At 60.3% G+C, this 12150-nt stretch carries 12 protein-coding genes; 1 reads left to right on the top strand and 11 read right to left on the bottom strand.

Annotated elements, in window-relative coordinates; genetic code table 11:
- Positions 1-1152, bottom strand: coding sequence for a glycosyltransferase family 4 protein (locus tag BMZ79_RS00170; protein WP_090635539.1), 1152 nt, complete (start codon positions 1150-1152; stop codon positions 1-3).
- Between the two features lie 144 nt (positions 1153-1296).
- Between BMZ79_RS00170 and BMZ79_RS00165 the strand changes: the two genes are divergently transcribed.
- Positions 1297-2490 (top strand): GGDEF domain-containing protein, encoded by a 1194-nt coding sequence (locus tag BMZ79_RS00165; protein WP_090635537.1) that lies wholly within the window; start codon positions 1297-1299, stop codon positions 2488-2490.
- Positions 2491-2593: 103 nt separating this feature from the next.
- Here BMZ79_RS00165 and queC read toward each other — a convergent pair whose 3' ends face one another.
- The 10 genes from queC to BMZ79_RS00115 form a co-directional block, all read right to left on the bottom strand.
- Positions 2594-3292, bottom strand: coding sequence for a 7-cyano-7-deazaguanine synthase QueC (gene queC, locus BMZ79_RS00160; protein ID WP_090635535.1), 699 nt, complete (start codon positions 3290-3292; stop codon positions 2594-2596).
- A 1-nt stretch (position 3293) separates the two neighbouring features.
- Positions 3294-4004: a 7-carboxy-7-deazaguanine synthase QueE gene (locus tag BMZ79_RS00155; protein ID WP_090635533.1), complete on the bottom strand. Its 711-nt coding sequence runs from the start codon at positions 4002-4004 to the stop codon at positions 3294-3296.
- Complete coding sequence (queD, locus tag BMZ79_RS00150) at positions 3994-4476, bottom strand: 6-carboxytetrahydropterin synthase QueD (protein ID WP_090635532.1); 483 nt, start codon at positions 4474-4476, stop codon at positions 3994-3996. The genes BMZ79_RS00155 and queD overlap by 11 nt, the downstream gene beginning before the upstream one ends.
- A gap of 82 nt (positions 4477-4558) precedes the next feature.
- Entirely contained in the window at positions 4559-5362 is an 804-nt protein-coding gene (locus BMZ79_RS00145; protein WP_090635530.1) for a PhzF family phenazine biosynthesis protein, read from the bottom strand.
- 272 nt (positions 5363-5634) lie between these two features.
- Positions 5635-6516, bottom strand: a complete 882-nt coding sequence (locus BMZ79_RS00140) for a carbohydrate ABC transporter permease (protein WP_090635528.1) — start codon at positions 6514-6516, stop codon at positions 5635-5637.
- Between the two features lie 17 nt (positions 6517-6533).
- Complete coding sequence (locus BMZ79_RS00135) at positions 6534-7439, bottom strand: ABC transporter permease (protein ID WP_090635526.1); 906 nt, start codon at positions 7437-7439, stop codon at positions 6534-6536.
- A 43-nt stretch (positions 7440-7482) separates the two neighbouring features.
- The gene (locus BMZ79_RS00130; RefSeq protein ID WP_177221923.1) at positions 7483-9096 is read right to left on the bottom strand and encodes an extracellular solute-binding protein; all 1614 of its coding nucleotides are present in this window, start codon (positions 9094-9096) and stop codon (positions 7483-7485) included.
- A gap of 476 nt (positions 9097-9572) precedes the next feature.
- Positions 9573-10025, bottom strand: a complete 453-nt coding sequence (locus BMZ79_RS00125) for a GyrI-like domain-containing protein (RefSeq protein WP_090635523.1) — start codon at positions 10023-10025, stop codon at positions 9573-9575.
- Positions 10026-10203: 178 nt separating this feature from the next.
- Entirely contained in the window at positions 10204-11421 is a 1218-nt protein-coding gene (gene fdhA, locus BMZ79_RS00120) for a formaldehyde dehydrogenase, glutathione-independent (protein ID WP_090635521.1), read from the bottom strand.
- Positions 11422-11542: 121 nt separating this feature from the next.
- Positions 11543-12100, bottom strand: coding sequence for an AAA family ATPase (locus BMZ79_RS00115; RefSeq protein ID WP_090635519.1), 558 nt, complete (start codon positions 12098-12100; stop codon positions 11543-11545).
- Positions 12101-12150: the final 50 nt, after the last annotated feature.

The raw sequence follows: 12150 nt of genomic DNA, 5'->3' as shown, positions 1-12150 counted from the left end.
CTACTCTCCCCGCTCCGCCGCGTCCGCGGCCGGGTTCAGCTCCGCGTAGACCTGCTTCAGCTGCGCGATGACGCGCTGCAGCGAATACGCCTTCTTCGCCTTGCTCCAAGCCGCGCGGGCCATGTTGTAACGATAGTCCGGGTCCGACACGACTTTCTCGAGGGCGTTGCAGAGCGCCGCCGGATTCTCGGGCTCGACGAGCAGGCCGTTCACGCCGTCGTCGATCTGTTCGGCGATGCCGCCGACGTTCGTGCCGATGAGCGCGAGCCAGCACAGCGCGGCCTCGGCGAACACGGAGCCGAACGCTTCCGCCCGCGACGGGAGCACGAACACGTCGAAGAACGGCATGAATTCTTCCGGGTGCAGCATGTACCCGTAGAAGATGATGTCGTCGTACAAGTTCAGCTTCTGCGCCAGCTGCTCGAGCTCCTCGCGGCTCGGCCCGTCGCCGATGACGTGCAGGACGAAAGGATGGCCTTTGGCTTTCAGCAGCGCGCATGCCCGGAGCAGCACGTCCAAGCCCTTCGCGGGCACCAGGCGGCACACGGTGATGAGCTGGACGACCGCGTTTTCGTGGGAGATCGGCTTGAAGCGCTTCTCGTCGAAGCCGTTCGGAATGACTTGGATCCGGTCCGCGTCGTTCATGTACGGGCGCAGATACTCCCTGAACGAAGCCGACGGCGTCAGAATCCGATCGGCCTTCGCTTCCAGTTCCCGGTAGATCGACGTCAGGAAGCGGTGCTCCGTCTCGCCTTCGACGATTCTGCCGTTCAGAATGAGCTCGCGCTCGAAGCTGGAATGGATCGTCATGACGAGCGGCGTGTCCGGAAACAGCTGCTTCATGACGAGGGCGGAGATCGGATGATGCGCGTGGATGATGTCGTAGCTTTTCTTGATCCGCAGCTTCGTCCACCAGACGTAGTCGCGGTAGGTCTGCACGTATTTATCGACGATGGCGTTGCCCTCGTAATTCGTCAGCTCGAACGTCTCGAAGGACACGGGCTCCAGCCCCTTGCCCCGGACCCGCTTCGGCAGCGAGAACAATTCCATCGGCCAGCCGAGTTTGCTGAACCGATCTTGAATGTAAGGAACCATGGAGGACACCCCGCCCGGCTGTTCCGGGGGGAAAAACAGTGCCTGCAAAATGTTCATGTCAAGCCCTCCCCATCCTTGCCTTTGCTTCTCGACTCGTAAAAAACATGATATACTAGAACATATGTTTCTGTAAAGCTCACGGAAAGCGCTCTTCCGGCCGATATCAACCCTGTGCGTACTCTCATTCTAGGTGGTTCAAACATGACGTTCATTCATTGGCTTGCCGGCTTATCCGGCCAGATTTTCGCTTCCGCCTGCGCGATGACCATTCTCGTGCTGATGCTCTTCATGGCGGTCAAGCTGTACAAGAGCTACCGGAGAAACCGGACCTATCTCCTGCTCGTCGTCATCCTCGCGGTCGCGCTGCTTCAGAACGCCGCCGCGCTCGGCATCGCCTGCTCCGCCTGGACGGTCGCGCCGTACTGGCAGCTCGCCCGGACGTTTTTGGATTTGCTTACGTTTATTATTATAAACTTTGTGTTCATGAAATTATATACCGGCCCGGCGGCCCGATTGCGAGGTTTTCCGTTCCTGCTCATGTTCGTCGGCCTCGCGCTCGTCACCGCGGGCCAGGTCGCGTTCACGACTTCGATCGCGGATCCCGCGGCGGGCGCGCAAGCTTTGGCGGTCGATTTTTACGGGCTGGCGCTGACCCTCGTCGTCCTGCTCAACGTGCGCGGCATCGACCACCGCTTCAGTTATTCGGCGAGCCTGATCGTCTACTTCATGCGCCAGATCGCCGGGCTGGCCGACAACTACGTGTTCCACGGGGACGCGCCGATGCTCGTCATCCTCATCCGGCTGCTGCCTGTCATCTATTATACGCTCTTGTTCCTGCTCTTGTTCGAATGGGTCCTGGAGCGGCTGCTGCTGACGTTCCAATCGTCCATCACCGACGGCCTGACCAGCCTGTACAACCGCCGCCATTTCACGAAGAAGGCCGAACAGCTGCTTCGGGCGAACAAGCGGGCCGCGATCATCTTTTGCGATATCGACAACTTCAAGAAGCTGAACGACACGCAGGGCCATCATAAGGCGGACGGCGTCCTGAAGCAAGTCGCGGACATTCTGCGGGAAGAAACCGCGGGCATCGGCACGGCCGGCCGCTACGGCGGCGAGGAGCTGCTCGGGCTCGTAGCCGCTCCCGGGGTGAAGCCGGAAGCGGTCGCCGAGACGATCCGCAGCCGGGTGGAGAAGGAAACGATGGTGACGATCAGCGTCGGCGTCAGCCTGACCCGCGACGGTTCCTCCGTCGCCGAGGCCGTCCGGCAGGCCGACGAGGCCATGTATCAATCCAAGACGACGGGCAAGAACAAAGTAACGCTGCACGCTTCCGTGCGCGCGTCCAAATCGCGCCAGACGGATTCGGCGGCGAAGCCGAACGCGCAAGCCTGACTTTCCGCGTCGGTCGCGCCCGTTTATCCGCGCCATGCAAAAAAAGACAGCTCCGTTCGGGCAAAGCCCGTCGGCGCTGTCTTTTTCGTTTCCGATGGCCCTATTAACGCGGCTTGTACGGAATCGGATCGGTCGTGCCCGCTTCGGCGAAGCCCTTCAGCCGCAGCCGGCAGCTATCGCATTCGCCGCACGCTTCCTTCTCCCCGTTGTAGCAGGACGTCGTCAGCCGGTACGGCACGCCCATGCGCAGCCCTTCCGCCACGATGCCCGCCTTCGTCAGATGAATGAGCGGCGTCTCGATGGAGATCGGCTTGCCTTCCACCCCGACCTTCGTCGCGAGCGCGATCACGTCCTGCACCTTCGCGATGAACTCGGGGCGGCAGTCCGGGTAGCCGCTGTAATCGAGCGCGTTCACGCCGATGTAGATCGCTTCCGCCCCGACGGTCTCGGCGTACGACGTCGCGATCGACAGGAACAGCAGGTTGCGTCCCGGCACATAGGTGACCGGAATTTCGCCTGGCTCGTCCGGCACCGGCTCCGTGCCCGTCTTCGGCACGTCGATGCTGTCGTCGGTCAGGGCGCTGCCGCCGAACTCGCGCAGGAATCCGAGCTGCACGACCTTGTACCGGTCGAGCGTGCCGTAATGTTCGGTCACGGCGCGGGCATTCTCCAGCTCGATGATGTGGCGCTGGCCGTAATCGAAGGAAATCGGATAGAGCTCGTAGCCTGCTTCTTTCGCGTAGCCCATGCACGTCGTGCTGTCGAGCCCGCCGCTTAAAATGATGACTGCTTTTTTCGTCAACTCAAACACCTCTCTTGGCCGGATCCCAAATGATTTTGTGCAGCTGCATGTTCAGCTTGACGCCCGTCAAGCCCGCGGCGAGCATCTTCTCGACCAGTCTGGCCGGCGGCATGCTCTCCCAGACCGGGCTGAACAGCGCTAGCGCCTCGGTCGGATAGTCGGCCAGCACCCGCACCGCGAAATCGAAGTCCGCGTCGCTCGCGATGACGAACTTCACTTCGTCCTGCGGGCGAAGCAGGGCGAAATTGCCGTGCAGCATCGCCGCGTTCTCGCCGGAATCCGGCAGCTTGTAGTCCATGATGTACCGCGCCTTAGGCGAACGAACGTCACGCAGGAACGGCGCCAGATCGATCGCGCCGTTCGTCTCGACGTGCACGTCCTTGATTCGCCCGATCGCGCAGAGCGCTTCGAGCAGCGCCGCGGACCGGCCGCCGTACAGCAGCGGCTCGCCGCCCGTCATGCAGATATGCTCCGCTTTGTACTCGCGCTCCACCTTCGCGGCGATCTCCTCGACCGTCATCGTGAATTCCGCTTCGGCCGGCGGATAGCTGTATTTGGTATCGCACCAGACGCAGCGCAGGTTGCAGCCGAACAGACGCACAAAAACGGTCGGGAACCCGGCACGCGTGCCTTCGCCTTCGACCGTTTCGAAAATTTCCACCATCGGCAGCCGAATCGCGCGCGGCTGCTTCTCGATCGGTTCAGCCTGCATGATCGTCCGCCTCCATGAATGCCCTCGTGACCGCGGCATAGCTCGTCGGCGTCTCCCAGAGCCGGATTTCCTCGATGCGAACGTTCGGATAGTGGCCTTCCTCGACCAGCGCCGCGTGGATTTGCTCGTACATCCAGACGACCATGTTCTCCGCCGTCGTGTTCATCGGCGGGAGCGCCTCGTTCAGGTAGCGATGGTCGAGCACGTCGATCACCCGTTCTTTGGCGATCCGTTTCATATCGGCGAAATCGATCGTCAGTCCGCGCTTGTCGGTCGTTCCGGACAGGATCGTCTGAAGCTTATACGTATGGCCGTGGAGGCTCTTGCACTTGCCTTCGTACAGATGCAGATGATGCGCGCTGTCGAAAGTAAACTCTTTGGAAACGAGCACCCTTCGGTTATGATACCGAAGCTGCCGCTCCTCAATATCGGTACCGAGCTGCTGGGTGCGCTTCGGAATCTCGTAGGTCACGTTTTACACCTTCCTCGTAGTACGACTGCAAGTTTCGATTATAGCACAAGGAGGCGTGCTAATCTAGCCTGTCGGCCGCCGGTCAAACCTCCAGCCGGCCGTTCAGCACCGTGACGGCTTGTCCCGTCAAGCGCACGCGCTCCTCCCGGATGGACACGCGAAGCTCCCCGCCTCTCGCCGACGCCTGGTAGGCGCGAAGCTCGTCCTTTCGCAGCCGGCGCTGCCAATAGGGCGCCAAGGCGCAGTGGGCCGAGCCGGTCACGGGATCTTCGTCGATGCCGGCGCCCGGATAGAAGGCGCGCGAGACGAAGTCGTAGCGCGGCTCCGCTTCGTCCGACCCGCGGCTCGTCACGATGACGCCCCGGGCGTTCACCCGCGCGATCAAGGCGAAATCCGGCCGGAGCGCGCGGACCGTCTCTTCGCTGTCGACCTCGACCAAGTAGTCCATGCGGTTGCGGCCCGTGTAGCGCGGAATGAGACCCAAGCCTTGAATCAGTTCCTCCGGCGCCGTCGCGGGCAATGCGGGCTCGGCCGGGAAATCGAGCGTGATCCCGTCCGCCGTTTGGTCCGCCGTCAAGATGCCGCTCAGCGTATGGAACCGCGCCTGCCGCCCCGGCGCAAGCAAGCCGTTCGTCCACAGGTAGTGCGCGCTCGCCAGCGTGGCGTGTCCGCACAGCTCCACCTCCTGCGTCGGGGTAAACCATCGCAGCCCGTAGCTGTCCGTCCCGTCGCGCAGCAGGAACGCCGTCTCCGGCAAATTCATTTCCGCGGCGACCCGCTGCATCCATTCGGCATCCCGCTTCTCCTCCAGCAGGCATACCGCCGCCGGATTGCCGCGAAACGGCGCGGACGCGAACGCGTCGATGATCGCGATCGAAATCGTCATTGTTTTCTCCTCCTCGGGCGCTGGCCGGGAAATAGCCGCAACCCCGCTTTCTTCCTAGTGTACAGGAAGGCTTCCCGGTTGCCTACCGGCCGGGCTCAAGGACTAACAGCCAAAGACCTTCCGGCTGCCGGAAGGTCCTTGGCTGTTTCGATTTGCTCTATCGATTTGCGATTTCTAACTGCGATTTCGATTTGCGATTTCTAACTGCTATTTTTATTTTTCGCGCCGCGGCCCGATCGCGCGAATCGCCGCGTTATCCGGACCGTGCCCGCTTACCCTTTGACGCTGCCTAACCGAATGCCCGTCACGAAATACTTTTGCAAATACGGGTACACCATCAGCACGGGAATGACCGCCACGATCATCTGCGCGGACTTGATCGACCGGTCGTTCAGCTTCGCCAGCCGCTTCGCTTCTTCCGGCGACATCGTGTTGAAGTCGAACTTGATGACGATCGACTGCAAATACGTCTGCAGCGGATAGTGGTTGACCTTCATGTAGATCATGCCGTCGAACCAGGCATTCCAATGCCCGACGATGCAGAAGAGCGCGACCGTCGCGATGGCCGGCAGCGAGACGGGCACGTAGATCCGCCACAGCGTCCGCCAGTGGCCCGCCCCGTCGATGAACGCCGCGTCCTCGAGCTCGGCCGGCACCTCCCGGAAGAAGTTCAGCAGCAGCACGATGTTGAAGACGCCGACCGCGCCCGGGAGCACCAGCGCCCCAAGCGTATCCAGCAAGTGCAGCTCCTTGACCAAAATGTAATTCGGAATGAGGCCGCCGTTGAACAGCATCGTGAAGAAAAAAATCCATACGTATACGGTTCGCATCCGCAGCTTGCCCTCCGTCTTGGACAGCGGGTACGCGAGCAGGATCACGAGCAGCACGTTGAGCGTCGCCCCGATCGCGACCCGTCCGAGCGTCGTGCCGAACGCATGCCAGAACGCTTCTCTCTGCAGCACGTACCTGTACGGGTCGAGCGTGAAATGCACCGGCCACAGCTTGACGAGCCCGCCCATGACGGCGGCTTTGTCGCTGAAGGACAGCGATACGATATGCACGAACGGGATCAGGCAGACGACGGAGGTCAGCGTGAGCGCGAACAGATTGAAGACGTGGAAGACGCGTGTACCGGCGGACGCTTTCGCATGCATGGCTCGCGCCTCCTTCCTTAGAAGAATCGATATTTGAACAGCTTATACGCCAAATAATACGATACGGTGATGAGCACGAACGAGACGCCCGACTTGAGCAATCCGACGCCCGCGGAGATGCTGTACTGAGATTGCAGAAGACCGAGGCGGTAGATCATCGTGTCGATGATATCGCCGGATTCGTATACCTGCGGGCTGTACAGATTGAAAATCTGATCGAAGCCGGCGTCGAAGATGCCGCCCAGGCTCAGCACCATCAACAGCACGATGATCATGCGCATGCCCGGAAGCGTCACGTGCCACGTTTGCCGCCAACGGCCCGCGCCGTCCACGGCCGCGGCCTCGTAGAGCGTCAGATCGATGCTCGTGATCGCCGCCAAATAAATGACGCTGTTGAACCCGAAATTTTTCCAGACGTCGGAGACGACCATCGTGTACGGAAACCACCCGTTCTCGCCCAGGAAATAGACGGGTCCGAGCCCGAACCAAGAGAGCGCGGCGTTCGCGAGTCCCGTCGACGGGGACAGGACGTCGATCATGATGCCGCTCAAAATGATCCATGAGAGAAAATAAGGAAAATAAATGATCGTCTGCGTGATCCGCTTGAACAGCGCCCGCTTCACCTCGTTCAGCAGCAGGGCGAAGACGATCGGCACGAGCATGCCCAGGACGATCTTCATCAGGGCGATGAAGACCGTGTTGCCGATGACCCGCCATATGTTCGGCATGGCGAAGATCGTGCGGCAATTATCGAGCCCGACCCAGCGCTGATCCCCGAACAGCCCTTTCACCGGATTGAATTGCTGAAACGCGATGATGACGCCCGTCATCGGCACGTAGGCGAAGATCAGCAGCAGCACGAGACCCGGCACCAGCATGAGATGAAGCGGAAGCTCGCGGCGGGCGCCGTAACGTTTGAACATCCGGAATTCTCCTTTCCCCGCGGAGGTTCGCGCCGCAGCCGGATTATTGCGGCGCATTCACTTCTTCGACAACCTGCTTGCCGCCAAGCTTGTTCCAGCTGTCGACGAACTTGTCGAAGCCGGACGCCACGTCCTCCTTGCCTTGAATCATGGCCGTCATCGCCGTCGCTTCCAGTTCGCCCATCGAGCTCCAGCTGCCGACCATCGTCGGCGTCGGCGCGCCGCTGTACGCGCTCCAAATCACGTCGTCCGGATACGACTGATCCACGAACGCGAACGGCGTATCCGTCGGGCCGAACATCATGGACATGCCGACGACTCCGTCCTGCATCGACTTGTAGAAGCCTTTCGCCACGCCCTTCAGCTGATCCGTCGCGTTGTCGGCCACCGCTTGCTTGATGTCTTGATGCCCGACGAGATCGAGCGACGGCATGAGGGCATGGACGGGACCCATGTTCCAGAGCGAATCGATGTCGCCGTCCGACCAAAACTCCTCGAACCGGTTCGTCTCGCCGAACATCGTGTCGACGTACAGATTGAGCATCTCGACGATCAGCTCGGGATGCGGGAAGTTCTTGTTCGCGACGAGATACCCGTCCGTCGCGTTGTCCAGCGGAATATGGACGGGATTGCCGCCCTCGCCGGGGAGCGGGATCGCGATCCACTTGGCGTTCTTGTCGTTCTCGGACGTCTTCTCGACGCTGTAGGCCAGCCAGTGCGGACCGTAGAACATGCCCATTTTGCCAGCGACCGCGCTTTCCATCTCCTTGCTTTCGTCCTTCGTGCCGAACTCCTTGTCGAGGAGGCCTTCCTTGTACATGCGCGCCAGCAGCTCCAGCGGCTGCTTCATCTCCGGAAGCACCGTTCCGTACTGCGCCTTGCCGCCGGCGTCCTGCAGCCAGAAGTCGGGATACGCGCCGAAGCCCCAGAACAAGCCTCTCGTGGAATACAGCACGTCCTTGTTGAGGCCGAGTCCGATCGTGTCCGCTTTGCCGTTGCCGTCCGGATCCTGCTTCGCGAACGCCTGCGCGACCGCGTACACGTCGTCCATCGTCTTCGGCCGTTCCAGGTTCAGCTTCTTCAGCCAATCTTCCCGGATCCACAGATGGCTGTACCCGTTGGTGGACGGCATCTTCTGCGGGATGCCGTAGATTTTGCCGCCGAACGTGACCGGATCGAAGATGCTCTTCGTCTCGGCTTCGATGATGCTCTTCAAGAGCGGCGACGCGTATTTATCGTAGACCGGCCCCATGTCGGCGATCGCTCCGCCTTCGGCCAGCTGCTTCAAGTCCGCCTTGTCGTTCACGGGAAAAATATCGGGCAGGTCGCCCGACGTGATCGCCAGCTTCAGCTGCGTGTTGTAGTCCGCGTACGGGTACATCATTTTGTAATGCGTCACGACCCCTAGCTTCTCTTTGTACAAGCGCGTCCACCGGTTGTCCTCCCAGGTCTCGCCGGTCTTCTTCTGCAGCTTCGCCATAAACTCGGCGTTCGGATCCGCCCCGCTGCCGAATTGAACGTCGATCGTGCCGCTGTCCGCGCCCGCGTTGCCGGTCTGGTTCACCCCGTTTCCGTTGTTCCCGGCGTTGTTCCCGCCGTCGTTCCCCCCGCTGCACGCCGCCGTGCCGATCATGAGCGCCGCTGCCAGCAGCGACATAACCGCTTGCTTCCTGCGCATGGCCATTGCCCCTTCCCCCGATTGAAAATAATGACGATCAGGCGACACCGATTCCGCCCTCGATTGACAGCGCTGTCATAACGACATCCGCCGCTTCTCCCGCATATTCACCCTCCCTCTCGAATCGATCGGGATTATCATACACCAATCCATTAACATATACAATTGGTATACAATTTATATACGATAAATATTTTCACTTAGAAAATGACAATCTTCTCCCGCAGGAATGGTCGATAAGGACCTTAAAATTGGGACGAAATTATTGTATACATTTTGTATGTATGTATAATACAAATTGCTATTGAATCCGCGGTTCAACGGTCCGCAGCCCTGCCGTTTCGGCCACAAAGAAAAAACACCTCGCCTGCCGGCTTCGTTAGCCGACGGGCGAGGTGTTTGATAAGGACCGCATTCTTCTCGGTTACCGTTCTTCCATTCCTTACCGCTTGCCGTTATGGTTCGTCAATCGGAATCAGCAGTTCGACCTGCTCCTCTTCCAAATGCTCGTCAATGTAAAAGATTTCGAGGGAAACGGCGTTCTCCCGCTTCGCCAGCTTCTCTTCGTTCATCCAGGCCGTCAGCTGCTCGTAGCCTTCGCCGATCCGTTTGTTCGTGCAGACGGACATGGCGTACGTCCGCTGCGGAATCGTGAATTGCACCATGCCCGGAGGCACTTGCTCCAAATGGGGGACCTCGAAGCATGCCCAATACGTCGCGAACACCTCGTTGCCGAAATACGGGCTGTACAGCACGGTCGTCTTCACATCGCCTTCGATTTCGTGTTTTCTGGAGAGAAACTCACTCTGCAGATGAATGGCTTCGTCCGGAAACGTGGAATACGGACCGCAATAACTGATGCCGACCATATTCATCGCCGGCTTGGTAATCGTGGAGCAATTATTCATCGCGAATGACCTCCCGCAAACAATTTCGCTGCTAAAAGGTTGACCCGATACCAGTGTACCATGTCTTTCCATCCGTTGGAATGGATTTGTTGCGAAGCCGCCGGATTTCGCGGAGCGGCGGCACGCAAAAGCCGCGCCTCCCTTCGCGGGGCGGCGCGGCTTGCGGACCGGCGACGGATTACCGTCTGATCGAGCCGTGCGGATCGATGACGAACTTCTTCGAGACGCCTTGGTCGAACGCCCCGTATGCGGCCGGCGCTTCGTTCAGCGATATGAGCGTGGCGTTGACCGCCTTGGCGATTTGCGCCCGGCCGCTCAGAATCGCGCTCATCAGCTCGCGGTTGTACTGCATGACCGGCGTCTGGCCGGTCACGAACGTATGGGACTTCGCCCAGCCGAGGCCGAAGCGGATCTTCAGCGTGCCGATCTTCGCGTCCGCGTCGACGGCACCGGGGTCGCCCGTCACGTACAGGCCCGGAATGCCGAGCCGGCCGCCGGCGCGCGTCACTTCCATGATCGAGTTCAGCACCGTCGCCGGCGCCTCCCCGTGCCCCTTGCCATGGCCGTGCGCTTCGAAGCCGACGCAGTCGACGGCGCAGTCCACCTCGGGCACGCCGAGAATCTGTTCGATCTGCTCTCCGAGGTTCGGATGCTCGCGCAGGTTGACGGTCTCGCAGCCGAAGCTTCTCGCCTGCGCCAGCCGCTCGGCGTTCAGATCGCCGACGATGACGACCGAAGCGCCCAGCAGCTGCGCGGAATGCGCGGCGGCCAGGCCGACCGGGCCCGCGCCGGCTATGTATACCGTCGAGCCGGGCTTCACGCCCGCGCTGACCGCGCCGTGATAGCCGGTCGGGAAGATGTCCGACAGCATCGTGAGATCGAGAATTTTTTCCAACGCCCGGTTTTTATCCGGGAATTTCAGCAGCTGGAAGTCCGCGTACGGAACCATGACGTATTCGGATTGGCCGCCGACCCAGCCGCCCATGTCCACGTAACCGTAGGCGGAGCCGGGACGGTCCGGATTGACGTTCTCGCATACGTTCGTGTTGCGTTCCTTGCAGTTCCGGCACCGGCCGCACGCGATGTTGAACGGCACGGAGACGAGATCGCCCTTCTTGATGAATTCCACGTCGCGGCCGACTTCGATGACCTCGCCCGTGATCTCGTGCCCGAGCACCAATCCGCTCGGCGCGGTCGTACGGCCGCGGACCATGTGCTGGTCGCTGCCGCAAATGTTCGTCGTAATGACTTTCAGAATGACGCCATGCTCGCATTTTCTACCGACGTTGAGCGGATTCACGCCGGGACCGTCGCGCAAGATCAGCTCCGGGTACGAAATGTCGCGCACCTCGACCTTGCCGGGCTCCACATAGACTACCGCACGATTTCCTGCCATTGGATCAGCCACTCCCTTAATCATGGATTAAATGAAGACATGCAGTCACCTCTTCATTGTAATCGCTTGCATAGGGAAAAGCTATCCATGATTTGGGCCGGATACGCCAACCGCGGGCGCGTTACAAGCCGAAACGCGACCGGATGGCAAGCGCGGTCTCTTCGGGGCTGAGCCCGGTATTGTCGATCCGCACGTAATTCGGACGCGCAATTTCGCCGGGTTTCGAGTTCAGCCGGTACAGGTCCAGGCTCCCGAGCAGCTCCTGCTCCGACTTCGCGACATCCCGCTTCGTTGGTTTGTGCGCCAACCGGTTCGGCGTCCGGTTACGATCCAGCCTCGATTCGAGCGCCGCCTCCAGCTCGACGAAGAACATCTCTCCGCCGGCCTCTTCGACGATGCGGCAAATCCGGTCCACGTAGTCCCAATCCTCCTGTTCATTGAACGCCCAGACGTACGTGAAGATCATCCCCTCCATGTCGCTGGCCGCCGCCGCTTGGAAGATTTCCATCCGAATCAGGTTCGTCAGCCGCCAAGCCTCCGCGCTGAAACCAAAGTAAGGGTAGACGAGCTCGATCGCCATATGATTATGAAACAACTTCAAGCCCGTGATTTTCTCGAGCTCTTGGCCGACCGTCATTTTGCCGACGGCTTGCGGTCCGAACACCAGCACGAATTTCATCGGTATCCCCTCCCAATTTGGAAAATTATACCCCTAACGATGCGAATCGT

The sequence above is a fragment of the Paenibacillus sp. UNC496MF genome (assembly GCF_900113915.1).
Lineage (GTDB): Bacteria > Bacillota > Bacilli > Paenibacillales > Paenibacillaceae > Paenibacillus_Z > Paenibacillus_Z artemisiicola.
This window is presented reverse-complemented; position numbering and strand designations above follow the sequence as displayed.